General features: G+C 71.8%; 19 protein-coding genes, 2 pseudogenes and 1 riboswitch. Of the genes and pseudogenes, 4 read left to right on the top strand and 17 right to left on the bottom strand.

All coding sequences use genetic code 11. The features are described from left to right. Window positions 1-59 precede the first annotated feature (59 nt). Complete coding sequence (locus IE286_RS13610; RefSeq protein WP_189796952.1) at window positions 60-1,409, bottom strand: class I SAM-dependent methyltransferase; 1,350 nt, start codon at window positions 1,407-1,409, stop codon at window positions 60-62. A 213-nt stretch (window positions 1,410-1,622) separates the two neighbouring features. Next, window positions 1,623-3,011: an NAD(P)/FAD-dependent oxidoreductase gene (locus IE286_RS13605; RefSeq protein WP_189796951.1), complete on the bottom strand. Its 1,389-nt coding sequence runs from the start codon at window positions 3,009-3,011 to the stop codon at window positions 1,623-1,625. A gap of 508 nt (window positions 3,012-3,519) precedes the next feature. Between IE286_RS13605 and IE286_RS13600 the strand changes: the two genes are divergently transcribed. Together IE286_RS13600 and IE286_RS13595 are read left to right on the top strand one after the other, a co-directional pair. Beyond that, on the top strand, window positions 3,520-3,792 hold the full coding sequence (locus tag IE286_RS13600; RefSeq protein WP_151784401.1) for a type II toxin-antitoxin system Phd/YefM family antitoxin: 273 nt from the start codon (window positions 3,520-3,522) through the stop codon (window positions 3,790-3,792). Then, window positions 3,789-4,058, top strand: coding sequence for a type II toxin-antitoxin system RelE family toxin (locus IE286_RS13595; protein WP_189796950.1), 270 nt, complete (start codon window positions 3,789-3,791; stop codon window positions 4,056-4,058). Before IE286_RS13600 ends, IE286_RS13595 begins: the two co-directional genes overlap by 4 nt. A 24-nt stretch (window positions 4,059-4,082) precedes the next feature. Here IE286_RS13595 and IE286_RS13590 read toward each other — a convergent pair whose 3' ends face one another. The 10 genes and pseudogenes from IE286_RS13590 to IE286_RS13545 form a co-directional block, all read right to left on the bottom strand. After that, window positions 4,083-5,036, bottom strand: coding sequence for a Ppx/GppA phosphatase family protein (locus IE286_RS13590; protein WP_189796949.1), 954 nt, complete (start codon window positions 5,034-5,036; stop codon window positions 4,083-4,085). Continuing rightward, complete coding sequence (locus IE286_RS13585; RefSeq protein ID WP_189796948.1) at window positions 5,033-5,581, bottom strand: DUF501 domain-containing protein; 549 nt, start codon at window positions 5,579-5,581, stop codon at window positions 5,033-5,035. The genes IE286_RS13590 and IE286_RS13585 overlap by 4 nt, the downstream gene beginning before the upstream one ends. Before the next feature lie 26 nt (window positions 5,582-5,607). After that, a complete protein-coding gene (locus IE286_RS13580; protein ID WP_189796947.1) occupies window positions 5,608-6,084 on the bottom strand; it encodes an FtsB family cell division protein in 477 nt (158 codons plus the stop codon). A gap of 169 nt (window positions 6,085-6,253) precedes the next feature. Next, window positions 6,254-7,534: a phosphopyruvate hydratase gene (gene eno / locus IE286_RS13575; protein WP_125496868.1), complete on the bottom strand. Its 1,281-nt coding sequence runs from the start codon at window positions 7,532-7,534 to the stop codon at window positions 6,254-6,256. Between the two features lie 570 nt (window positions 7,535-8,104). Further along, the gene (locus IE286_RS13570) at window positions 8,105-8,821 is read right to left on the bottom strand and encodes a LysM peptidoglycan-binding domain-containing protein (protein ID WP_189796946.1); all 717 of its coding nucleotides are present in this window, start codon (window positions 8,819-8,821) and stop codon (window positions 8,105-8,107) included. A gap of 4 nt (window positions 8,822-8,825) precedes the next feature. Beyond that, window positions 8,826-8,990, bottom strand: a riboswitch (cyclic di-AMP (ydaO/yuaA leader). Between the two features lie 176 nt (window positions 8,991-9,166). Beyond that, window positions 9,167-10,285 carry a LysM peptidoglycan-binding domain-containing protein gene (locus tag IE286_RS13565; RefSeq protein ID WP_189796945.1) on the bottom strand — a complete coding sequence of 373 codons (1,119 nt, stop codon included), beginning with the start codon at window positions 10,283-10,285 and terminating at the stop codon, window positions 9,167-9,169. Window positions 10,286-10,443: 158 nt separating this feature from the next. Further along, complete coding sequence (locus IE286_RS13560; RefSeq protein ID WP_189796944.1) at window positions 10,444-11,742, bottom strand: cytochrome P450 family protein; 1,299 nt, start codon at window positions 11,740-11,742, stop codon at window positions 10,444-10,446. A gap of 179 nt (window positions 11,743-11,921) precedes the next feature. Continuing rightward, complete coding sequence (locus IE286_RS13555) at window positions 11,922-12,923, bottom strand: nucleoside triphosphate pyrophosphohydrolase (protein ID WP_189796943.1); 1,002 nt, start codon at window positions 12,921-12,923, stop codon at window positions 11,922-11,924. Between the two features lie 155 nt (window positions 12,924-13,078). Continuing rightward, on the bottom strand, window positions 13,079-13,720 hold the full coding sequence (locus tag IE286_RS13550; RefSeq protein WP_189796942.1) for a SurA N-terminal domain-containing protein: 642 nt from the start codon (window positions 13,718-13,720) through the stop codon (window positions 13,079-13,081). Window positions 13,721-13,949: 229 nt separating this feature from the next. Next, window positions 13,950-14,171 (bottom strand): annotated as a pseudogene (locus IE286_RS13545) (ATP-binding protein); the annotation flags it as partial. On the opposite strand from IE286_RS13545, the pseudogene IE286_RS13540 reads away from it, so the two are divergent. Together IE286_RS13540 and IE286_RS13535 are read left to right on the top strand one after the other, a co-directional pair. Next, window positions 14,159-14,773: pseudogene (locus IE286_RS13540) on the top strand (DUF5753 domain-containing protein); the annotation flags it as partial. The pseudogenes IE286_RS13545 and IE286_RS13540 overlap by 13 nt on opposite strands. A gap of 7 nt (window positions 14,774-14,780) precedes the next feature. Further along, window positions 14,781-14,987: a DUF397 domain-containing protein gene (locus IE286_RS13535; protein ID WP_189796941.1), complete on the top strand. Its 207-nt coding sequence runs from the start codon at window positions 14,781-14,783 to the stop codon at window positions 14,985-14,987. Window positions 14,988-15,205: 218 nt separating this feature from the next. On the opposite strand, the gene IE286_RS13530 is transcribed toward IE286_RS13535, so the two are convergent. The 5 genes from IE286_RS13530 to IE286_RS13510 form a co-directional block, all read right to left on the bottom strand. Next, window positions 15,206-15,592 carry a hypothetical protein gene (locus tag IE286_RS13530; RefSeq protein WP_189796940.1) on the bottom strand — a complete coding sequence of 129 codons (387 nt, stop codon included), beginning with the start codon at window positions 15,590-15,592 and terminating at the stop codon, window positions 15,206-15,208. 535 nt (window positions 15,593-16,127) lie between these two features. Beyond that, a complete protein-coding gene (locus IE286_RS13525; RefSeq protein ID WP_372462534.1) occupies window positions 16,128-16,946 on the bottom strand; it encodes an HNH endonuclease family protein in 819 nt (272 codons plus the stop codon). A 163-nt stretch (window positions 16,947-17,109) separates the two neighbouring features. Then, entirely contained in the window at window positions 17,110-20,682 is a 3,573-nt protein-coding gene (gene mfd, locus IE286_RS13520) for a transcription-repair coupling factor (RefSeq protein WP_189796939.1), read from the bottom strand. A gap of 316 nt (window positions 20,683-20,998) precedes the next feature. Beyond that, window positions 20,999-23,578, bottom strand: coding sequence for an ABC transporter permease (locus tag IE286_RS13515; protein ID WP_189796938.1), 2,580 nt, complete (start codon window positions 23,576-23,578; stop codon window positions 20,999-21,001). Further along, window positions 23,575-24,285 carry an ABC transporter ATP-binding protein gene (locus IE286_RS13510; RefSeq protein ID WP_189796937.1) on the bottom strand — a complete coding sequence of 237 codons (711 nt, stop codon included), beginning with the start codon at window positions 24,283-24,285 and terminating at the stop codon, window positions 23,575-23,577. The genes IE286_RS13515 and IE286_RS13510 overlap by 4 nt, the downstream gene beginning before the upstream one ends. Window positions 24,286-24,774: the final 489 nt, after the last annotated feature.

The following is a 24,774-nucleotide window of genomic DNA, read 5'->3' as shown; positions in this document are numbered from 1 at the left end:
GGTGACCGCGGTGACCGGGACGGGGCCCTCGTGTGTTCCTGCTCGGACGGTCCGACCGCCTATAGGGCCGGTCCGTCCGCCTGTTCGGCCGGTCCGTGCGCCGGTGCGGCCGGTGTCCCCCAGGTGCGGGGGCGCAGCGGCATGCCCGACGCGCCGGAGGCGGGGGTCTTCACCGCGAGCACCTGGTTGACGCCGATGCGGTTGCGTTCGAAGGACAGCGCGGAGGCCGCCATGTACAGCCGCCACACCCGGGCGCGGCCGGGGCTGGTGAGCCGTTGCGCCTCCTCCCAGTTCGCCTCCAGGTTGGCGACCCAGCGGCGCAGGGTGAGGGCGTAGTGCTCGCGCAGCGACTCCACGTCGCGCACCTCGAACCCGGCCCGTTCCAGCTGGGTGACGGTGGTGCCGACGGGGGCCAGCTCGCCGTCGGGGAAGACGTAGGCGTCGATGAACTCGTCCACCCGGTAGGCCGACTCGTCGGCCTGCGGGCGGCGGGCGATCTGGTGGTTGAGCAGCCGTCCGCCGGGCCGCAGCAGGGCGTACAGGTCGCGGGCGTACTCCAGGTAGCGGGCGGCGCCGACGTGTTCGGCCATGCCGATGGAGGAGATGGCGTCGTACGGACCGTCCGTGACGTCGCGGTAGTCCTGGACGCGGATCTCCACCTGGTCGGTCAGGCCCTCGTCCGCGACCCGTTTGCGGGCGTAGGCGGCCTGCTCCTGGGACAGGGTCACCCCGACCACCTGGGCGCCGTGCTCGCGGGCGGCGTGGAGCGCCATGGAGCCCCAGCCGCAGCCGACGTCGAGCAGTCGCCGGCCGGGCTGCAGGCCGAGTTTGCGGCAGACGAGGTCCAGCTTGTCCCGCTGGGCCCGCTCCAGGGTCGCCTCGGGCCCGCCGGCCGGCCAGTAGGCGCAGGAGTACACCATGGACGGGCCGAGGACGAGTTCGTAGAAGTCGTTGCCGACGTCGTAGTGGTGGCTGATGGCACGCCGGTCGGTGCGGCGCGTGTGCAGATGGGAGGGGCGGCGGACCTCCTCGGCGGGCGGCCTGGGCGGCAGGGGCAGCCCGGCCAGCTTCACCAGGTCCCGGACGGCGGACCGGGCCTCGGGAGCACGCAGGCGCCGCGCGATCCCGCGGGCGTCGTCCCCGCGTTCCCACACCATGCCGGCGAGCAGGTCCAGGGCGGTGTACAGGTCGCCCTCGACGGTCAGGTCGCCGGACACCCAGGCGCGGGCCAGGCCGAGTTCACCGGGCTTGAACAGCAGCCGGCGCAGGGCGCGCCGGTTGCGGACGACCAGCACCGGCGTCCCGGGCGGCCCGGACTCGGAGCCGTCCCAGGCGCGGAGGCGCACCGGCAGAGGGCTTCCCATCAGCTGTTCGAGCAGTGTCGCAAGCCGCAGCGCGGCGTCGGGCATGGTGCACACCTCCGTGACGGAGAACGCCGGATGTCTTCCCCCACGTAAACACCGGTTCGGCTGTCACGCACCCCCGCAAGGGAGTTACGACTGGGCAAAACAGGTGCAGCATGCACGCAGCAGGGGCCCGCGGCGGTGCCGGACACGCCGAAGGGGCCGCCCGCACCACGGATGGCAGGCGGCCCCTTCGGGGGATCGGACGGTGACCGTCGGTCAGGAGGCCTTGGCCTTCTCCTCCGGCTTGCCCACGGCGGCGGGGACCGGGGCGGGGTTGGCGGCCTGGTAGAACTCCTCGCGCGGGTTTTCCATGGCGCCGAGGGAGACGACCTCGCGCTTGAGGAACATGCCGAGCGTCCAGTCGGCGAAGACGCGGATCTTGCGGTTCCAGGTCGGCATCGCCAGGCCGTGGTAGCCGCGGTGCATGTACCAGGCGAGCCGTCCCTTGAGCTTGATCTTCATCTTGCCCATGACGATCATCGCGACGCCCTTGTGCAGGCCGAGACCCGCGACCGCGCCCTTGTTGGCGTGGCGGTAGGGCTTCTGCTGGAAGCCGCGCATGCGGGCCACCACGTTGTCGCCGAGGACCTTGGCCTGGCGCAGCGCGTGCTGGGCGTTGGGCGGGCACCAGGCGTTCTCGTTGCCCGCCTCGCGGCCGACGAGGTCGGGGACCTGGGCGTTGTCGCCGGCGGCCCAGATGTAGTCGGTGCCCTTGACCTGCAGGGTGGGCTCGCAGTCGACGTGACCGCGCGGGCCGAGGGGCAGGCCGAAGCGGGCCAGGGCCGGGTTCGGCTTGACGCCGGCCGTCCAGACGATCGTGTTGGCGTCGACCTCGAGGCCGTTCTTGAGCACCACGTGGCCGTCGACGCAGGACTCCATGGAGGTGGAGAGGTAGACCTCCACACCACGGCTCTCCAGGTGGGCCTTGCCGTACGCGCCGAGCTTCGGGCCGACCTCGGGGAGGATGCGGTCGGCGGCGTCGACGAGGATGAACCGCATGTCGTCGCGGGAGACGTTGCGGTAGTACTTGGCCGCGTCCCGGGCCATGTCCTCGACTTCGCCGATGGTCTCGGCGCCGGCGAAGCCGCCGCCGATGAAGACGAAGGTGAGCGCCTTGCGGCGGATCTCCTCGTCGGTGGTGGAGTCGGCCTTGTCCATCTGCTCCAGCACGTGGTTGCGCAGGCCGATGGACTCCTCGATGCCCTTCATGCCGATGCCCTGCTCGGCGAGGCCGGGGATCGGGAAGGTGCGGGAGACCGCACCCATGGCGATGACCAGGTAGTCGAAGGGCAGCTCGTACGACTCGCCCACCAGCGGGGCGATCGTGGCGACCTTGCGGTCCTGGTCGATGCTGGTGACCCGGCCGGTGAGGACCTCCGCCGCCTTGGGAAGCACGCGCCGCAGCGGGACGACGACGTGACGCGGGGAGATGCTGCCGGCGGCGGCTTCCGGGAGGAAGGGCTGGTAGGTCATGTACGACCGGGGGTCGACGACCGTGACGGTCGCCTCGCCGTAGCGCATCTTCTTCAGGATGCGCCGAGCTGCGTACAGGCCTACGTACCCACCGCCTACTACGAGGATCCTGGGACGCTCCGTGGTGCTCATGGCATCGAGTATCCACCCGCCCCGAGAGGGCCCCTCGTGCGCCCCTTCACAAGGTTCCCAAACCCCTGTGCTACACTCCGCCGCTCACGTGACGGAGATCATGCCCCCTCACGGGAACCGGTGTCCGGTTGCAACCGTTGTCAAGGCCGCGTGAGCTGCCGCTCCGGGTCCCGGCGGGCCCTGCGCGGACCGTGTGAACGCCTCTCCGGACAGCGCGCCGGGGCGCTTCGTCGAGCGCCCCCGAGTCCCTGTCGAGCCCCCTGAAGGGCTGCTGAAGCCCCTCCTGTGCACCGACACGACGGAAATCCTTGTGAAGAACTTCACGAACGTTTTCCGACACGGTGTCACCGGCGGACCGACTCACCCCCCTGGCAGGTGAACAGCCCTGCCTCGGCCGGCGGGCGGGGCAGCTGCGCAGCGCCGCCTCGCCCGCTCCTTCTCGGGCCGGGGGACCGGGCGATCCGGTCGACAGATGCTGTGTGTACACGTTCGCGCGTACACTGACGTCATGACTGAGAACACCGTGACCGTACGGGAAGCCCGCGCACACCTCGCCGACCACATCAACCGGGCCGAGGAAGGCGTTCCGACCGTCATCACGCGCAATGGCGTCCCGGTGGCGGCCGTGGTGCCGATCTCGGACTTCGAAGCGTTGGAGGAAGCAGCCGACGTGATGCTGGCGCGCGAGGCCGAAGCGGTGCTGGCCGAGGGAGGCAGCACCGTGACCATGGCGGAACTCCTCGCGGACCTGTTCACCGAGCAGGACGGCGAGGCGGCGTGAAGTACGCCTTCCGGTTCACCACGGCGGCGCAGCGGCAACTCCGGGCCATGAGCCGACCCGACGCCATGCGCATCCTGACCGCGCTGACCGCACTCGGTGACGACCCCTACCGTCAGGACGCCGACGTCAAGAAGCTCACCGGCCCGTCGGGGCTCTACCGGCTCCGGGTCGGAAGCTACAGGGTCGCCTACCAGATCAACGATGGTGAACTCGTCGTCCTCGTGGTCAAGGTGGGCGACCGGCGGGACGTCTACCGCACCCTGTGACGCCCCGCCACCTGACCGTGCCCGTCAGCGCGCCTCGGCGGCGCAGCTGTGAGCTATGCCGTCGAGGATGTCGTGCTCGCTGACCACGACCTCCTGCGCGCCGATACGCTCCATGATCGCCAGCAGGACCAGGGCGCCCGCCCCGATGACGTCCACCCGGCCGGGGTGCAGCGACGGGATGGCCGCGCGCTCGGCGTGCGTGGAGTGCAGCAGCCGGTCGGCGATCTCCCGGACGCGGTCGCAGGAGACGCGGGAGTGGTGGATGCGCGCCGAGTCGTACTCCGGCAGTTCCTGGGCGATCGCCGACACGCTCGTCACGGACCCCGCCAGGCCCACCAGGGTGCGGGCCTCGCGCAGCGGGACGGTCTGCTCGGCGAGGTCGAGCGCGGTCTCGACGTCCGCCCGTATGGCGGCGATCTCCTCCTCGGTGGGCGGGTCGCTCACCACGCCGCCGTGCACCAGGTGGCGTTCCGTCATGCGCACACAGCCGACGTCGACCGAGCGGGCCGCGCGCACGTGGTCCTCGCCGACGACGAACTCCGTGGAGCCGCCGCCGATGTCCACCACCAGGAACGGCGTGTCCAGGTCCGCCCGGCCGGCCAGTTCCTTGGTCGCGCCGGTGAAGGAGAACTCGGCCTCCTGGTCGCCGGTGATGACCTCCGGCTCGACGCCGAGGATGTCCACCACCCCGCGCACGAACTCGTCCCGGTTCTCGGCGTCCCGGGAAGCGGAGGTGGCCACGAACCGCACCCGCTCCGCCCCGTGCTCCTTGATCGCCTCGGCGTACTCGCGGCAGGCCGCGAAGGTGCGCTCCAGAGCCTCGGGCGCGAGCCGGCCGGTGCGGTCCACGCCCTGGCCGAGCCGCACGATCGTCATCCGCCGGTCCAGGTCGGTCAGTTCGCCCGTGTCCGGGTTCACGTCCGCGACCAGCAGACGGATGGAGTTCGTTCCGCAGTCGATGGCTGCCACCCGGGTCACGTGTCGTTCTCCTCGCTCGTCGTGTGCTGCTGCGGCACCTGCACGCAGGCTCCCTTGCGCCACCACTCGGGCAGCAGCGCGATCGCCTCGTCGCCCAGCGGGTTCACGCCGGGGCCCGCGGCCAGGGAGTGGGCCACGAGCACGTGCAGGCACTTGACCCGGTCGGGCATGCCGCCCGCGCTGGGGAAGCCGGTCAGCTCCTCGATCTCGTCCCGGCGCCGGAAGTAGTCCTCGTGCGCGGCCCGGTAGGCGGCGGCCAGCTCCTCGTCCCGCTGCAGCCGCTCGGTCATCTCCTTCATCACGCCCTCGGCCTCCAGCGTGCCGATCGCCGAGGCGGCGCGCGGGCAGGTGAGGTAGTACAGCGTCGGGAAGGGCGTGCCGTCGGGCAGCCGCGGTGCCGTCTCCACGACGTCCGGCCGGCCGCAGGGGCAGCGGTGCGCGATCGCGCGCAGCCCGCGCGGGGGCCGGCCGAGCTGGAGCCGGACGGCCTCGGTGTCCTCGGCGGTGGGTTCGGTGCGCGGGGTGGGCGGCGGAGGGGTTTCCATGCCTGTGGGTGGGTCTTCCTGTCGGTTCAGTGGCGGGCCGCGTCGGAGGTGTCCACGGCGTGCCAGAGGTTGATGTACCAGGGGCGGGGAGCCGTCTTCTGCTCGGCCCTCGACTGTCTGGCCTCGCCCGGGTCGATCATGGTGTATCCGGTCTCGCCGGGCTTGACATAGTGCAGCCGCTGCCGGATCTGCTGCTCGGCGTAGGCGTCGTCCTGCCAGCGCGCCTTGAGGTCACGCAGCTGCTCGACCCGCTCCTGGGCCTGCTGCTTGCGCCGCTTGAGGTCGGCGATGTCCTCGCGCTGGGAGACGTACTGCCGCATCGGGTAGGCCAGGGCGACCACCAGGGAGCACACCACCAGCGCGAGCAGTGCGGCGCGGCCGGTCAGCCGGGAACGGCGGGCCTGCCGACGGCTCTGGGAGCGGTAGACCCGGGCCGCGGTCTGCTCCCCGAGCAGCCTGAGCCTGGTCGCGGTGGAGAACCGGTCCCGGTCCTTGACGGCCATCTGGCTTCCGCCTCCCCTTACCTGCTGCCGGCGTCCTTCATACACGCGTACGTCCCCGGACACGGTACGGGACCGGGTACGGGGACGTACGCACGACGGTCGAAGCACGGCCCGCGCGGCGCCGGCCGGGCCGCGTCAGGCCGTGGTCACGGTGCGGTTCGGGTGCGGTTCAGCCCTTGAACCGCGGGAAGGCGCTGCGGCCCGCGTACACCGCGGCGTCGTCGAGGATCTCCTCGATGCGCAGCAGCTGGTTGTACTTGGCGACGCGCTCGGAGCGGGCCGGGGCGCCGGTCTTGATCTGGCCGCAGTTGGTGGCGACGGCCAGGTCGGCGATGGTGACGTCCTCGGTCTCGCCGGAGCGGTGGGACATCATGCACTTGTAGCCGTTGCGCTGGGCCAGCTCGACGGCGTCCAGGGTCTCGGTCAGCGAACCGATCTGGTTGACCTTGACCAGCAGGGCGTTGCCGGCGCCCTCCTCGATGCCCTTCTGCAGGCGCTCGGGGTTGGTGACGAACAGGTCGTCACCGACGAGCTGGACCTTGTCGCCGAGCTGGGCGGTGATGGCCTTCCAGCCCTCCCAGTCCTCCTCGCTCAGCGGGTCCTCGATGGAGACCAGCGGGTAGGCCTCGACCAGCTCGGCGTAGTACGCCGTCATCTCCTCGGCGGTGCGCTCCTTGCCCTCGAAGACGTACCGGCCGTCCTTGTAGAACTCGGTGGCGGCCACGTCCAGGGCCAGGGCGATCTGCTCGCCGGGGGTGTAGCCGGCCTCCTTGATGGCCTCCAGGATGAGGTCCAGGGCGGCCCGGTTGGACTCCAGGTTCGGGGCGAAGCCGCCCTCGTCGCCCAGGCCGGTGGACAGGCCCTTGGACTTCAGCACCTTCTTCAGCGTGTGGTAGACCTCGGCGCCCCAGCGCAGGGCCTCGGAGAAGGACTCGGCACCGATCGGCGCGATCATGAACTCCTGGATGTCCACGTTGGAGTCCGCGTGCGCGCCGCCGTTGAGGATGTTCATCATCGGCACCGGCAGCAGGTGCGCGTTGGGGCCGCCCAGGTAGCGGAAGAGCGGCAGGTCGGAGGCCTCGGCGGCGGCGTGGGCGACGGCCAGGGAGACACCGAGGATGGCGTTGGCGCCCAGCGAGCCCTTGTTGTCGGTGGCGTCCAGGTCGAACATGGCCTGGTCGATCAGGCGCTGCTCGGTGGCGTCGTAGCCGACCAGCTCGGGGCCGATCTGCTCGATCACGGCGAGGACGGCCTTCTCCACGCCCTTGCCCTGGTAGCGGCCCGGGTCACCGTCGCGCAGCTCGATGGCCTCGAAGGCGCCGGTGGAGGCGCCGGACGGAACGGCGGCACGCCCCGTGCTGCCGTCGTCGAGGCCGACCTCGACCTCGACCGTGGGGTTGCCTCGGGAGTCCAGGATTTCCCGGGCTACGACGACGTCGATGGACGGCACGAGCATCTCCTTCGTGGATGTGACGCTGAAAGTGCGGGGCTGGTGAGCCTTGCGACTAGAGCCTAACCGTCCAGGGGTGCGGGTCGGCCGACCGACCGTCCCTCGGACAGGGTGACAGTACACATTGTTCCGCTCCGGAACAAAGGGTTCGGAGACCGATCGGATCCGGAGATCGACGGGTCCGGAGGATCGACGGGTCCGGAGGATCGACGGGTCCGGAGGATCGACAGGTCCGGAGGATCGACAGGTCCGGAGGATCGACAGGTCCGGAGGATCGACAGGTCCGGAGGATCGACGGGCACCGGACCGGCGCGGGCGAGCGGGGCAGGGACGCGCCGGGGCGGAGCGGGCGGAGGGCGAGCGGGCGGAGGGACGCGGACGCACCAGGGCGGAGCCGGGCGCGGAGGCCGGGGCGGGCTCCGGGTGCGCGCCGCGTCCCGTCCGGCCCTGTGCGCCGGCTCCGTCCCTGTGCGCCGGTGCTCGCCTCCTCCCCGCACGACCCCGCCCCGGCGCGTACGGGGGAACACGCGCCGGGGCGGGGAGCTGTGGGGACGGGGGCGGGGCCGCTCCTTACTTCAGGTGCAGCTGCTGGCCCGGGTAGATGAGGTCGGCGTCGTCGACGATGTCGCGGTTCAGCTCGAACAGCTTCTGCCAGCCGCCGGCGACGTGGTGGGCGGCGGCGATGGAGCTGAGGGTGTCGCCGGGGACCACCGTGTACTCGCCGTCGCCCTTGGCCACGTGGCGGCCGCTCGGGGTGGTGACGGTCTTCTCCGGCGCGGTGCGGGTGGCCGAACGGGCCGCGTGCTGCTGCTCGGTGGACCGGGTCGTGGTGGTGCTCTTCCCGGAGCCACCGGAGGAGCTGGTGCCGCCGGCCGGAGAGGACGGCGCGGTGGAGCCGGTGGAGCCGCTGTAGGCGGCGTTCGACAGGCCCTTGCCGCACACCGGCCAGGCGCCCTTGCCCTGGCTCGCGAGGACCTTCTCGGCGACGGCTATCTGCTGGGCCTTGGTGGCCAGGTCGGCGCGCGGGGCGTAGGCCGTGCCGCCGTAGGCGGCCCAGGTGGACTGGGCGAACTGCAGGCCGCCGTAGAAGCCGTTGCCGGTGTTGATGGACCAGTTGCCGCCGGACTCGCACTGGGCGACGGCGTCCCACTCGGAGGCGGTGGCGGCGGAGGCGTTGCCCGCCGCCAGCAGCGGGCCGGCGACGGCCACGCCGGCGACACCGGCGAGCGCGACGGCGCGGGTGGTCTTGGACGGACGACGGTGCTTGCCCTTGCCGGAAAACAGCATGGAAGGATCCCCTCACCGACGCCTGCGAGGTGAGCTGTCGGGTTCGGGCCGGTCGAGTTGCCCGGCCGTGCCCCGAAGAAGGCACGGCTTCACCCCCAGCCGCTCCGTCAACCACACGGTGCGGCACTTACCTTGGGTCCCCCGCTCCTGCCTGCGGCGCGCGATGCGACGACTGTTCCCGGGCGGCCGCCGGCAGGATTCGGCGTGCGGCAGCCGGGAGCTCGCGGTGGCGAGCGGACATGACCGTAGACAGCCGGTGCGCGAAATTTCAAAGACGATCCAGGCCTTTGAGACTCATCCCACACTTTCGCTGAAGGCGACATTCGACGCGAACCGGACCCTCAACTAGCTCCCGACGTGGGCGCTTTGAGCCGGAACGTCCAGGGTCTGACCGGCGACGATGTGGTCCGGGTCGGCTCCGACGGTGCTCTTGTTCGCGGCGTACAGCGCGTGCCATCCGCCGTGGACGTCGAGGGAGTCGGCGATGGACGACAGGGAGTCGCCGGAGCGGACCGTGTAGGTGCCGCCGGCGGCGCCGCGGGAGGCGTGCCGGCCCGTCGCGGACTCCTGGCCGCGGAGGCCGCTCTCGTCCGCGCTCGCGCCGCGATGCCGGCCGGAGCCCAGTGCGCCGGTGTCCACCAGGGCGGAAACGCCGACCACTTGGCCCGGGTTGTCCCACTCGTTCTGGTCGGGAACGGTAGGCGCCACAGAGGGCGCCCCCGGCAAGTTCGTACCGCTTCCCTCCGGCGCGCCGGATGTGACCGGGTTGCCCGTCTCGCCGGGTGAGGGCGTGACGGAGACGGAACCGGTGTGCTCCGGGGACGGATCGGCGGACGCGTGGTCCGACGGGGAGGACGCGGACGGGGTGGTGGCCGGGGAGTCCGCCTCCTCCTCGGAGGAGTTCGAGGGGCCGGGGTCGGTCACGCCCGCATCGCCCGTCGCGTCGGAGGAGTGCGCCGCGTCGGAGGAGCCGGCGGAATCGGACGATCCGGAGTGGCCGCCGGAGTGCGAGGAGCCGGAGCCGGCGGCGGACCCGGTGTCGCCGGAGGTGCTGCCGTCCACGCCGGTGTCCACCTTCGCCGCGCCGGAGTCCCGGGTCAGCCCGGCCAGCAGCGCGCAGGTGCGCCAGGCGCCCGGCCCGCGGTGGGCGAGGATCTTCTCGGCCACGGCGATCTGCTGGGACCGGCTGGCCTGGTCGGGGCTGGGGGCGTAGGCGAGTCCGCCGTACTTCTCCCAGTCGTCCTGGGACAGCTGGAGGCCGCCGAAGTAGCCGTTGCCGGTGTCGGCACTCCAGGAGCCGCCGCTCTCGCACTCCGCCACCTTGTCCCAGGTGGTGCCGTCGGCGGCGTTCGCGGCGGAGGCCCCGATCAGCGGGAGTGCGATGGCGGATCCGGTGACGCCGGCGGTGACGAGCAGGGCGGGAGCCTGCCGGGGGCGTCGGTGACGACCGTTCCCGGAGAGCATGCAGCAACCTTTCACCCGACAACAGGGAACGCGTGGCGGGTGGTGCTCGGCGCCACGCCGATGCGTGAACGTATAGCCATACGAACGCTCGTCACAAGTTCATGCCGCGCAGATCACACGAACATCACATAGTTGAGTCGCTGTCACCTTTTGGTGCGTCACCCTCCGTCCACGGGCGAAGTCGCAGGTCGGGAGGTGAAACGGACGGGAAGAGTCCGCAGGCCGCGCATGATGAGGCCGCCGCGCCAGCGCAGCTCGGCCGGGTCCGCGTTCAGCTCCAGGTCCGGCAGCCGGGTGAGCAGGGTGGCGAGCGCCGTCTGCCCCTCCAGACGGGCCAGCGGAGCGCCCAGGCAGTAGTGGATGCCGTGCCCGTACCCCAGGTGCTGGTTGTCGCGCCGGGCCAGGTCCAGGGTGTCCGGGTCGGCGAACCGCTCCGGGTCCCGGTCGGCGGCGGCGAGGACGACGAGCACCGGATCGCCGGGGGCGATGTCCTGCCCGCCGACGGTCAGCGGCTCGGTGGCGAAACGCCAGGTGGCCATCTCGACGGGGCCGTCGAAGCGCAGCAGCTCCTCCACGCCGGTCTGCAGCAGCTCCCGCTCGCCGGCGGCCAGCGACCGCTGCAGGCGTGCACGCTGCCCGGGGTGGGTCAGCAGGGCGAACGTGCCGTTGCCGATGAGGTTGACGGTGGTCTCGAAACCGGCGAACAGCAGGATGAACGCCATCGCGGCGGCCTCGTTCTCGGTGAGGTGCTCGCCGTGGTCGGAGGCGCGGATCAGGCCGGAGATCAGGTCCTCGCCCGGGGCGGGCTCGGCGGGCAGCGCCTGGCGCTTCTTGTGGATCAGCTCGGCGAGGTAGCCGCGCATCATCTTCACCGACCGGGCGACGCCGCCGCGCGGGCCCTTGCCGTGCCGGATCATCATGCCCGCCCAGTCCCGGAAGTCGTCCTGGTCCTCACGGGGCACGCCCAGCATGTCGCAGATGGCGTAGATGGGCAGCGGGAAGGCGAACTCGTGGATGAGGTCGGCGGTGCCGCGCCCGGCGAAGGCGTCGATGAGGCCGTCGGCGAGTTCCTGCACGCGCGGCGCGAACTCGGCGACCCGGCGGGGCGTGAACGCCTTGCTGACCAGGCGGCGCAGCCGGGTGTGGTCCGGCGGGTCGATGTTGAGCAGGTGCGTCATCAGCTCGGCCTTGCGCTCGCCGGGGATGCCGGTCTTGCCCTTGGCGTGCGCGGGCTCGTCGTGATGCTCCGGGTTCTTGCTCAGGCGCGGGTCGGCCAGGGCCTGGCGGGCGTCGGCGTAACGGGTGACCAGCCAGGCCTCCACACCGCTGGGCAGCCGGGTGCGGCGCACCGGGGCATGCTCGCGCAGCCACGCGTACGCCGGGTACGGGTTGCTCGCGAACTCCCAGGTGAACAGGGCGGGCGCGGTGTCGTCGGGGGTCGGGGGCTGGTCGTGCATGGGGCCGACAGTAACCGCCGTCACCGGCCCCACCGGAACCCCGGGGTCCCGCTTCCGCCGCCCCGCCGGAGCCTGGGGGTCCGGTTCCCGCCGCTCCACGGGGGCCACAGCTGTGCCCGTGCTCGCCGGCCCGGGCTCCGCCGCCTCACCCGCGCGCGGCGGCCCGGCACTCCGCCGCGCTACCCGTGCGCGGCGGCCCCGGACTCCGCCGCCCGTATCGCGTCCCGGTAGGCGCGGGCCGCGGCCCGCAGGGCTGCCTCCGGGTCCACGCCCTCCTCCTCGGCCCGCACGGCCAGGGCGAGCAGGTCGTAGCCGATGCCGGACGTCGCGGGCAGCGGCACGTCCAGGCCGGCCGTGCGGGCCCGGAAGGCGAGCTTGGCGGCGAGGGCCAGGGCGGGCTGGTGCAGCGGCACGCCCTCCGTGACGGAGTCGCGCTGCTTCTCCTCGGCCTTGGTGCGCAGCCACTGCTCCCGGACCTCCTCCGGCGTCTCGGCGGCCGCGTCGCCGAAGACGTGCGGGTGGCGGCGGATCAGCTTGGCCACGATGCCGCCGGCCACGTCGTCGATGGAGAACGGCTCCTCGGCGTCCTCCTCGGCGATCCGGGCGTGGAAGACGACCTGGAGCAGTACGTCGCCCAGCTCCTCGCGCAGCTCCTCCCGGTCGCCGTCCTCGATGGACTCCACCAGCTCGTACGCCTCCTCGATGGCGTACTTCGCCAGACCCTTGTGGGTCTGCTGGGACGACCAGGGGCACTCGGCGCGGATGCGGTCCATGACCTGCACCAGGTCGAGCAGCCGGGCGCCGGGCAGGTCGTAGGAGGCGGGCAGCAGCTCCAGCTCCGGCATGGCCACCCGCCCGGAGCCGGCCAGCCGGGCCAGGCCGTCGGTCAGCGCCGGCTCGCCCTCGCCCGTGGCAACGACCACGATCGTGCGGCCGCCCGCGCAGGCGGCGACCAGCTCCTCGGCGGTCGGCGACGCCTCGTCGACGGGTATGCCGGCCTCGCGCAGATACGGCAGCTGCGGATGCGCGCCGTCCGCGCACAGCACCCGGTCGGCGGCGCGCAGCGCCTGCCACGCGGGCCAGGACAGCAGGCCGGGGGCGACCCGGTGGCTGGTGGTGAGCAGGACGACACGGCCGGGGGACGCGGTGTCGGAGGCGGGGGCGGCGGCGTTGGTGTTCACGCTTCGAACGTAACGCACCGCGCCGACGCACCCCCGAGTTGTCCACAGGCACTGGGCCGACCCGCCCCGAGTTGTCCACAGGCGGTGGGCCGGCGCCCGTCATGCGTAGGCCGGCGCCCGTCACGGGTGGGCCGGGGCCCCTCACGTCCGCCGCGTCAGGCGGCCTGCTGTCCCGCCGCCGCGGTCTCCCGCAGCCACGGCGTCTTCGCGTCCGCGCCGCTCTTCTGCACGTCCCAGGACCCGTAGCGGGGGTTGAGGTCGATGTGCAGCCGGTCGGAGGCGGCGGACAGGGCCTTCCAGAAGGCCGGCCGGCTGGGGTCGGTGTGCAGCTTCGCCGCCAGCTTCTGCGCCTCGACCTGCAGGCGCAGATTCTCGTCCAGGCGCTGCGGCGGCACCCCGTACTGCTGCAGCCATACCTTGCGCAGCGCCTCGGCACCGCCCGCCTGCTTCTCCAGCCCGTCGCGCATCGTCTGCACCTCGCGGACGGTCACCGTGACCCCCGCGTCGCGAGCGGCCCGGTCCAGCACCCGGTCGAGGATCATCTGGTGCAGCGTGTCCCGGGTGAGGGCACCGGTCGCGGCGACGGCCTGCTGGTACTGCGTCTCGTCGGCCACCGCCGCCCGCTGCGCCCGGCGGACCTCGTCCACGCGGCTCTGCAGCTGCGCGACGGTGATCCGCCGGCCGCCCACGACGGCCGCCGCGCCGGGATGCGCGTCGTTTCCGCAGGCAGCAAGGAGGGGGGCCGCCGCGGCGATCGCGGCGGACAGGACGAGCGCGGTGCGACGGCGGCGGTGCAAGGAAACCTCCTGAGGGGAGATCGTGCATCGGGGCACAAAGTCTTGCGGTGATCGATGGTAGGCAGCGGGGGATGCGCGGCCAACCCATCCGACCAACGATTCCCCAGGCGTTCGAGGTACTGCCTCCACGTCACGTCCGCCGCGCCGTCACCGGCCGCCCCTCTTCTTCCACGTTCCGCTCGCACCGACCGCCCTGCGCGGACCCGCGTCCGGTGACACGCCGACACGCTCAGGCGGCGGCGAGCTCACACCAGACGACCTTGCCCCGGTTGCCCTCCCGGGACAACGGCTGCCACCCCCAGACGTCCGCGCACGCTTCGACCAGCGCCAACCCGCGTCCGTCCTCCAGCTCGGCCACCTGCTCCAACGGCACGGGCGGCTCCGGCGGCGCGGGATCCGCGTCCCACGCCCCGATCCTCGGTTTTCCTGCCGCCCAGCGCACCCGCAGCGATGGCCGTCGACCGCACGCGGGGATGGTGGGAGGAGTACCGCGGCCTGCTGCCGACGCCCTTCCTGGACCTGGCCGAACTGGATCATCACAGTTCGTATCTGCGCGAGGTGTCCATCCTGTTCGTCCCAGGCCTCCTGCAGACGGAAGACCACGCACGCGCCGTCTTCTCTTCCCGGGTTCCATTACTCACGCCTCAAGAGCTGGAACTGCGCGTGCACTTCCGCATGGAGCGCCAACGTCTCGCCATCCCCTACGAGGTGATCATTCACGAGGCCGCACTTCGGATCAGAGTCAGCGACCGCGCCACCTCAAGGGCTCAGCTCGGCCGGCTTCTCGAACTGTCTGACTCAGATCGCATCACACTGCGCGTCATCCCCTTCGACCTGGACAACTTTTCCAGAGCTTCAAGCACTATGACGTACGCGTGCGGCCCCGTGCCCAAGCTGGACACCGTGGTGCGCGACACGCCCCATGGATCAGTTTTCATCGATGTCGAAGCTCAACTGAACGCTTACCGCGCACGTTTCCGTGAAGTGAAGGAACTGGCACTCGACCCCAAGCAGTCCCGTGACTTGATCCACGGGCTGGCGAAGGAGCTGTGAGGCGTAGATGGCCACTTACAGCAACTGGCGGAAGTCGTCCCACTCAGGCGAGGGTGACGGCAACGCCTGCGTGGAGATCGCGCAGTCTCCCACCCGCACAGCCGTCCGCGACTCGAAGGCCCCGGCCCGCGCCACCCTCACCTTCCCCGCTACGGCATTCACTGCCTTTCTCGAAGCGCTGAAGCGCGAGGGAGCCACGGCACACGGTCGCTGACGACAGTGCCGTCGACCGGTGACACGTCTCAGCCGCGCGAACAGGTCCGACGGACCAAACGACCCTGTTCGCCGCCTGACCGAGGGTGCCCCAGCGCGGAAGCCGACCGCAGCACGGACGTCAGCCAGGTCTGAGCCGTCTGCAGGCAGCACTGTGCACGCCGACGATACGCGGAGCCGGACGGCGGCGAAGTCCGGGCATGCCCGACGCGGCCTTGCTCAGCCGTCGAGAACGACCGCCAGAAGCATCATCACCATGACCGAAGTATCCAAGATCACCTTGTGTCGCCGGGGCAGCACATAGTCCCTTCGGACGCCATTGCGCCAGTCCTCGCACCATTCGAACCACAGGCGTCGAGTCCAGAAGAGGCCGATGGCCAGGCCGGTCCAGGCGAAGGAGTACAGGACGAGCATCTGCCGGGCACTGTGCGGGTGGTACTGAGCCCTGCCTTCGGCGATCATGCCGAGGCAGGACACGACCGGGATCGCGACCATCGCCGCTGTGAACTTGCGCATCCGAAGGAGCGCATGCGCCTCCCAGGCGATCAGGAAAGTAGCGAACGCCGCCATGAGCAGCAGCCATGGAAGTGGAAGTCGCGCGAGCACACCGCAGCCTTTCCGTGGGCGCCCAGGGCGGACGGCGGGCCGTCGTCGGCCCGGCCGGCAAGGCCCCGGCGCCTCACCCCCCGTGACTTCCGGAAGAGGCCGAACTGACCGGTGACCGGCGAGGCGCGGTCATGACCAGCGGTATGACCAGTGCGTGAACGCCTCGTGGTCAACTCGTGAAAGTGACACGATGAACATAACGCATGCGACTTCGACTTCGGGGCGCGTGTGAAACCGGACACAGCGCATTCCGTGCGCGCCCGGCGTCTCCGGCCCGTCCGGCCATCGGTGGCCGAGTCGCGCATCCTCACGCGGCCGCGTGCCGTCCCGCGGTCGCCGACCGGTCGTCAGCAAAACGCCCCCGCAGCGACGATCCGGCAGGACGGAGCCGCACACGAACTCCCCGCCCCCGCCGGTCTCAGGGAACGACACCCGTTCCGCCATTCCGCGCGCCGCCCCCGATCAACCTGCCGACAGAACAGCACCGGCGGCGGTGGATGCTCCCACCGCCGCCGGCCACCGTCTCAGAACCCCCTCACCCACCGCACTGGTGGAGCATCATCTCCTTGTCCGCCTCGGTCACCGGCAGGTCGTACTTCAGGGAGACCTGGGCGAAGCGCACGCTGTAGGCGCAGCGGATCTCCTTGTTGGGCGGGAGCCAGGAGGCGGGGCCGGAGTCGCTCTTGGCGGAGTTGGCGGAGCCGTCGACCGGGATCAGGTTGAGCGGGTCGTTGGCGATCTGCTCGCGCTTGTCCTTCGTCCAGTGGGCGGCGCCCATCTGCCAGTCGTAGGACAGCGGCATGACGTGGTCGATCTGGACCGTGGTGGCGTGGGACTTGGTCCAGTGGATCGTCTTGTCCGTGTACGGGTCGTGCAGGGTCAGGGAGACGACCACACAGTCGGAGCCCTGACGGTAACTCAGGTTCTCGCCGTCACGCTTGAGCAGGTCGTTGCGGGTGTCGCAGCCGTTGTGGGCCCACGGGACGCCGTCGGCGGAGTCCATCCAGGCGTAGCCGAACTTGTCGCGTTCGTAACCCGTCTTGGGTCCGCGGCCCTTGGTCGCCACGCGGGCGATGAGCTTGCGTGCGGCGGCCTTGTCCTTCTCGCTCGTCACCGGTGCCAGGCCCGGCTTGGTGCCGTCCGGGTTGTCCAGGGGGCTGACCGCGCGGCCGTACGCGGACGGGGCGGGCGCCTTGCTGCCGGAGGCGCCGGCGCCGTCCTTGTCGTCCGAGCCGCCCTTGCATCCGGCCACCAGCACCATGGCGGCGCACACCGCGAGTCCCCCGCGTACCAGGCTCCCCGCCCTGCCGCGGCGTCGTTCCCTCCGTCCGCCACGGCCCGCCTGCACGCCCATCGAGATTCCTCCCCTGCCTTTCCGGCCCCGCCCTGGCACGCGCGGCCTGTCGATCCGATCGTGCCCACCGTAGTCGACAAAGCGACAAGGCTCTTGGGGCGCAGAGAGGCAAAGGGAGCAAGCGAGGGCGTACCGAGCGGCTGGATCCGGCCAGCCGGACGGGCTACGAGTCGAGCACCGAGGTGAGGAACTCTCCGACCCAGGCCAGCAGTTCACGGCCGGTCAGCGGTTTCCCGCCGATCTTCGCGGTCTTGGGCCGGGGGATCAGGACCTGACGGGTCGCCGGCTTCAGGATCGCGCCGGGGTACAGGCGCTTGAGGCGCAGCTCCTGGGACTCGCGCAACTCCACCGGGGCGAAGCGGATGTTGGTGCCCTGGAGGACGATCTCGCCGACGCCGCAGGCCCGTGCCAGCATCCGCAGGCCGGCCACCAGCAGCAGGTTCTCCACCGGTTCGGGCAGCTTGCCGTAGCGGTCGGTGAGCTCCTCGCGGACGGCCTTGATGTCCTCCTCGCTGTTGACGGAGGCGATGGAGCGGTAGGCCTGCAGACGCAGGCGCTCGCCGGGCGCGTAGTCGTGCGGGACGTGCGCGTCGACCGGCAGCTCGATCTTGACCTCCAGCGGGGCCTCTTCCTCCACCTCGCCCGTCTCCAGCTGGCGGCGGTAGTCCGCGACCGCCTCGCCGACCATGCGGACGTACAGGTCGAAGCCGACGCCGGCGATGTGCCCGGACTGCTCGCCGCCCAGCAGGTTGCCGGCGCCGCGGATCTCCAGGTCCTTCATCGCGACATACATGCCGGCGCCCATCTCGGTGTGCTGGGCGATGGTGGCCAGGCGTTCGTGGGCCGTCTCGGTCAGCGGCTTCTCCGGCGGGTAGAGGAAGTAGGCGTAGCCGCGTTCGCGGCCCCGGCCGACCCGGCCGCGCAGCTGGTGCAGCTGGGACAGGCCGAAGGTGTCGCCGCGTTCGACGATCAGGGTGTTGGCGTTGGAGATGTCGATGCCGGACTCGACGATGGTGGTGGAGACCAGCACGTCGAACTTCTTCTCCCAGAAGTCGACCACGACCTGTTCGAGGGCGGCCTCCGACATCTGGCCGTGCGCGGTGGCGATGCGGGCCTCGGGGACGATCTCGCGCAGCTTCGCCGCGGCCCGGTCGATGGACTCCACCCGGTTGTGGATGTAGAAGACCTGGCCCTCGCGCAGCAGCTCGCGGCGGATCGCCGCGCCGATCTGCTTCTCCTCGTACGGTCCGACGAAGGTGAGCACGGGGTGCCGCTCCTCCGGCGGGGTGGTGATCGTGGACATCTCGCGGATGCCGGTGACCGCCATCTCCAGGGTGCGCGGGATGGGCGTGGCGGACATGGTGAGCACGTCGACGTTGGCGCGCAGCTTCTTCAGCTGCTCCTTGTGCTCCACGCCGAAGCGCTGTTCCTCGTCCACGATGACCAGGCCGAGGTCCTTGAACTTCGTCTCGGAGGAGAACAGCCGGTGGGTGCCGATGACCACGTCCACCGAGCCGTCGCGCAGCCCGTCCAGGACCGCCTTGGCCTCGGCGTCGGTCTGGAACCGGGACAGCGCCTTGACGTGCACCGGGAACTGGGCGTACCGCTCGGAGAAGGTGCTGTAGTGCTGCTGGACCAGCAGGGTCGTCGGGACCAGCACCGCGACCTGCTTGCCGTCCTGGACGGCCTTGAAGGCGGCGCGCACGGCGATCTCGGTCTTGCCGTAGCCGACGTCGCCGCAGATCAGCCGGTCCATCGGGACCGGCTTTTCCATGTCCGCCTTCACCTCGGCGATCGTGGTCAGCTGGTCGGGGGTCTCGGCGTAGGGGAAGGCGTCCTCCAGCTCGCGCTGCCAGGGCGTGTCCGGGCCGAAGGCGTGGCCGGGCGCCGCCATGCGCGCCGAGTACAGCTTGATCAGGTCCGCGGCGATCTCCTTGACCGCCTTCTTCGCCCGTGCCTTCGTCTTGGTCCAGTCGGCGCCGCCCAGCCGGTGCAGGGTGGGCGCCTCGCCGCCGACGTACTTGGTGATCTGCTCCAGCTGGTCGGTGGGGATGTACAGCCGGTCGCCGGGCTGGCCGCGTTTGGCGGGGGCGTACTCCACGACCAGGTACTCGCGGGTGGCGCCCTGCACGGTGCGCTGCGCCATCTCGATGTAGCGGCCGACGCCGTGCTGCTCGTGGACGATGTAGTCGCCCGGCTCCAGGGTGAGCGGGTCGATGCTCTTGCGGCGGCGGACCGGCATCCGGGCGCCGTCCCGGCCGGCGGTGCGCTGCCCGGTCAGGTCGGTCTCGGTGAGCACGGCCAGCTTCAGCGCCGGGGCGACGAAACCGCGGTCGAGCGAGCCGCAGGAGACGTGCACCACCGACGGGGACAGCTCACCCAGGTCGGAGTCGAGGCGGGCGGCGATGCCCTCTCCGCCGAGCACCTCCACGGTGCGGGCGGCCGGACCGTGGCCCTCGGTGACGTAGACCGCCCGCCAGCCGTCGGCGAGCCAGCCCTTGGTGTCGGCGAGGGCGCGGGCGGTGTCGCCGCGGTAGGTCTCCGGGGCGTGCATGCCCAGAGTGAGCGTGTCGCCGTCGCCCTCGCCGTCGTAGGCCGACTGATCGGCGGCGAACGGGGAGATGGACCACCACATCATGCCCAGCTCGCGGGCCCGGTCGCGGACGTCGGCGATGGACCACAGGGAGGCCGCGCCCACGTCGATGGGCGCCTCGCCCGCATCCGACTCGCCGCCGCGGCCGGACCCGGCCGCGGCGACCCAGCTCGCCTGCAGGAACTCCTGGCTGGTGGCCACCAGGTCGGCGGCCCGGGTGCGCACCCGCTCCGGGTCGCACACCACGGCCATGGCGCCCCGCGGCAGCACGTCCAGCAGCAGCTCCATCTCGTCGACGAGGACCGGGGCGAGGGACTCCATGCCCTCCACCGCGATGCCCTCGGCGATCTTGCCGAGCAGTTCCCCCAGCTCGGGGTGGTGCTCGGCCAGCTCCCGCGCCCGGGCGCGGACGTCCTCGGTGAGCAGCAGCTCACGGCAGGGCGGGGCCCACAGGCCGTGCTCGGCGACCTCCAGGGAGCGCTGGTCGGCGACCTTGAAGTAACGGATCTCCTCGACCTCGTCGCCCCAGAACTCGATGCGCAGCGGGTGTTCCTCGGTGGGCGGGAAGACGTCGAGGATGCCGCCGCGCACCGCGAACTCGCCGCGCTTCTCCACCAGCTCCACGCGCGCGTAGGCGGCGGCCGCGAGGGCGTCGACGACGTCCTCCAGGTCGGCGCTCTGCCCGGCCCGCAGCGACACCGGCTCCAGGTCGCCCAGCCCCTTGACCTGCGGCTGGAGCACCGAGCGGATGGGGGCGACGACGACGGAGACCGGGCCGGTCTCCGGGTCGTCGGCGCTGGGGTGCGCCAGCCGGCGCAGCACGGCGAGCCGGCGGCCGACGGTGTCGCTGCGCGGGCTGAGCCGCTCGTGCGGGAGCGTCTCCCAGGAGGGGTACTCCACGACGCCCTCCGGCGGCAGCAGGGAGCGCAGCGCGGCCGCCAGGTCCTCGGCCTCCCGGCCGGTCGCGGTGACCGCGAGCACGGGCCGGCCTGCCTCGCGGGCCAGGGCCGCGATCGCGAAGGGACGGGCGGCCGGCGGGCCGACCAGGTCGAGGTGCATACGGCGCGCGTCGGCGGCGGCGGTGACCGCTTCCGCGAGGGCGGGGTCCTTGACGACGGCGTCGAGCAGACCGTGCAGGCTCATGGGGGCTTTGTTCCGTCCAGCTGGGCAACGGGGGCGGTGCCGGGCACCACGAAAGGCCCGACGCGCGTGGCGGGCCGGGGTCCTTCCCAGCGTACGACGCCGGCGGGCGGGGACGGCGGGGCTGTGGACGGCCACCGAGTCGAACCCGAGTACGACGACGGACGGGCGGGTGCCGGTCCCGTGCACGCGCCGCCGGTCCCCGTGCGCCGCCGGTGGCGGGCACGCGCCGGGGCGGGCCCCGCCGCGAGCCCGCCCCGGTGGGCGTCGCCGTGCCGTTCCGGGCCGTGTCCGGACCGGACACGGCCCGGACCGTCGGCTAGTCCGTGGCGATCGCGTTCAGGACGTTCATCCGGCCCGCCCGGAACGCCGGGACCAGGGCGGCGATCAGGCCCACGAAGGCCGAGCCGACGAAGACCGCGCCGATCGTCCGCCACGGGATGTCGAGGATGTTCAGGCCCTCCAGCGCCAGCAGCTTCTGCGCGGTCGCGCCCCAGCCCATGCCCAGCCCGAGGCCCAGCAGCGCGCCGAAGACGGCGATCACCACGGACTCCAGCCGGATCATGCGCCGCAGCTGGCGGCGGGACATCCCGATCGCCCGCATCAGCCCGATCTCCCGGGTGCGCTCGACCACCGACAGCGCCAGCGTGTTCACCACACCCAGGACCGCCACGACGATCGCGAGCGCCAGCAGGCCGTAGATCATGTTCAGCAGCCGGCCGATCTGGTCCCGCAGCGCCTTCTTGTAGTCGGTCTGGTCGCGCACGGTGTACTGCGGATAGTCGTGCAGCGCCGACTTCAGCGCCTGGTAGGCGCTCGTCTCCTGCCCGTCCTTCGCGGTGGCGAAGAGCAGCACGTCCAGCGGCATCTTCTCGGCGGGCACGTAGCGGGCCACCGTGTCGATGGAGGCGTACATCGCCCCCTGGTCGAGCACGACGTCGTCGCTGGTGACGGCGCGGACGGTCAGCCGTGCCGTCCGGCCGTCGCGGAAGGCGACCGTCACCGTCGAGCCGACCCGCAGACCGTGCTTGCCGGCGAAGCCCTCGGGCACGGACATCGAGCCGGGCCGGTAGGCGTCGGCGAGCGAGCCGGCCACCGTCTCGGTGCGCAGGTCCTGCGCGTACGTCGCATCGGCCGCGTTGATCGTCTCGTTCTTCGTGGTGACACCGTCCGGGGTGGTCAGGTCCACGTCGAGCACCTTGTACTCGGTGACCCTGCTCAGGCCCGGCGCGGCCTTCACCGCCTCGACCGCCTGCGGGATGATGACCCCGCCGTTGTCGCTCTGCACGATGAAGTCGGCGCCGACGGACTTGTCCAGCTGGTCGGTGGCGGAGGCCACCATGGAGGAGCCGACCACCGACAGGCAGGCCACCAGGGCCAGGCCGATCATCAGGGCGGCTCCGGTGGCGCCGGTGCGGCGCGGATTGCGCAGCGCGTTGCGCTCGGCCATCCGCCCGACCGGGCCGAAGATGCGCAGCAGCACCGCGCCGAGGACGCGGACCAGGCCGCCGGCCAGCACCGGGCCGACGACGACGAACCCGATCAGGGTGAGCACCACGCCGACGCCCAGCCAGCCCGAGCCGGCCGACGCCTTGTCCGCACCGGCGGCCAGATACAGGCTCACGGCGCCCGCGGCGGTGAGCACCGCACCGGTCACGGCGCGCACGGTGCCCGCCCGGGCGTCGGCCGGGGCGCCCGCGTCACGCAGCGCCGCCATCGGGGAGATCCTCCCGGCCCGGCGCGCCGGCAGCCAGGCGGCCAGGACGGTGACGAGCACGCCGAGGACGCAACCGGTGACCGGGGTGGTCCAGGCGACGGTCAGGTCGTCGGTGGACAGCTTCATGCCCATGCTGCCCATCAGCTTCATCAGGCCCACCGCGAGGCCGACACCGGCGCCGACGCCGAGCACGGACCCGACGACGCCCAGCAGCAGCGCCTCCACCAGCACCGACCGGTTGACCTGCCGGCGGGAGGCACCGATCGCCCGCATCAGCCCGATCTCCCGGGTGCGCTGGGCGACCAGCATGGAGAAGGTGTTGATGATCAGGAAGATGCCGACGAGGAAGGCGATCCCGGCGAACCCGAGCATCGCGTACTTCAGCACGTCCAGGAAGCCCTCGACGTCCTTCTGGTTGGCGTCGGCGGCCTCCTCGGCGGTCTGGACCGTGCAGCCGGGACCGAGCGCGGCGGTCACCTTCCGCTTCAGCGCCTCGTCGGAGACGCCCCGGGCGGCGGTGACGTCGATGGCCGTGTACACCCCGGTCCTGCCCACCAGAATCCGCTGGGCGGTCGGGGTGTCCACGTAGAACAGTGCCGCGCCTGGGTTGGTGACGGTGAAGGAGGCCACGCCCGAGACGTGCGCCCGGTGGGTGCCGACCGCCGTGATCACACCTATCTCGTCGCCCAGCCGCAGATGGTGCTTGCCGGCGGTGTCCGCGTCGACCACGATCTGGTCCGGCCCCTTCGGCGCCGCACCGGAGGTGATCTTCATGGCGCGGGCGGCGTTGGCGCTCCAGCTGCCGACGATGGTCGGCGCCCCGTTGGACGGCGACAGCTTCTCCTTGCCGGCGTCGACGACGGTCACCGCGGAGGAGGACACCGTGCCCTCGGCCGACTCGACCCCCTCAATGCCGCGCACCCGGGCGAGCACCGAGGCCGGCAGCACCGGGGGCCGGCCGGTGCGGGAGGCCGCCTCGTCGCCGCCGGAGGCATCCTTCGGGCCGACCGTGACGTCCGACGCCGTCGCCTGGAACAGCTTGTCGAACGTCGTGTTCATGGTGTCCGTGAACACCAGCGTGCCGCACACGAACGCCACCGACAGCAGCACCGCGACCGCGGACAGCGCCATGCGGCCCTTGTGGGCGAGGACGTTGCGCAGCGAGGTCTTCAGCACGGTCATGACGTGCGCCCCCGTGCGTCGAAGTCCTTCATGCGGTCCAGGACCTGGTCGGCCGTCGGCTGCCGCATCTCGTCCACGATCCGGCCGTCGGCCAGATACAGCACCCGGTCCGCGTACGAGGCGGCCACCGGGTCGTGGGTGACCATCACGATGGTCTGCCCCAGCTCGTCCACCGAGCGGCGCAAAAAGCCCAGCACCTCGGCGCCGGCCCGCGAGTCCAGGTTGCCGGTCGGCTCGTCACCGAAGACGATCTCCGGCCGGGCGGCGAGGGCCCGGGCCACCGCGACCCGCTGCTGCTGACCGCCGGAGAGCTGGCTGGGCCGGTGCCGCAGCCGTCCGCCGAGCCCCACGGTCTCCACCACCCGCTCCAGCCAGGCCCGGTCCGGCTTCCGGCCGGCGATGTCCATGGGCAGGGTGATGTTCTCCAGCGCGTTCAGCGTCGGCAGCAGATTGAACGCCTGGAAGACGAAGCCGATCCGGTCCCGGCGCAGCCGGGTGAGCTTCTTGTCCTTCAGGCCGGTGATCTCGGTGTCGTCCAGGAAGATCTGACCACTGGTCACGGTGTCCAGACCGGCCAGGCAGTGCATCAGAGTGGACTTGCCGGACCCCGACGGCCCCATGATGGCGGTGAACTGCCCGCGGTCGATGTCCACGTCGACATGGTCGAGAGCGACGACCCGGGTCTCCCCCGCCCCGTACGCCTTCACGACCTGCCGCGCCCGCGCGGCGACGGCCGTGGGCCTCCAGTACCCCCCTGCCTGGGAACGGTCACAGCCGATGTCACGGTATGTCTCCTCGATCGGTCGATGGTCGGATGCCCGGTCACCCGCGGCGGTGCGTGCACAGGCATCCCGTGGTCCGGGTGGCGCGACGTGCGGGTGATGCGCCGGATTCCGGCGCGGTCGTCTGCGGTGCGGCACCACGGCCGGGCGTGCCCTGCCGGCCGCACGGCACGGTGCGGTGCCCGGTGGACGAGTCTGGTCGGCGAAGCCGTCCCGCGCGCTGGTGCCGGGCCCCGTCCTGCCCGGGGGGAAACCCCACCCCCCGCGGTGCGGTACGCCGTCCCTAGCGGCGTGAAGCCAGGGTAGGAAGGATTCGGTCGATGTCGCGTCGTCCGCCGGGTGGAGGCCGCCCCCACCCCGACTACGGCACATCCCCTACGGGCACCGCCCGCGCGGACCGGGGGTCGTCTCAGG

The sequence above is a fragment of the Streptomyces thermodiastaticus genome, assembly GCF_014656135.1.
GTDB classification, from domain to species: Bacteria; Actinomycetota; Actinomycetes; order Streptomycetales; family Streptomycetaceae; genus Streptomyces; species Streptomyces thermodiastaticus.
Note: the sequence above shows the minus strand (reverse complement) of the source record. Positions and strands in the feature narration are given on the sequence as shown.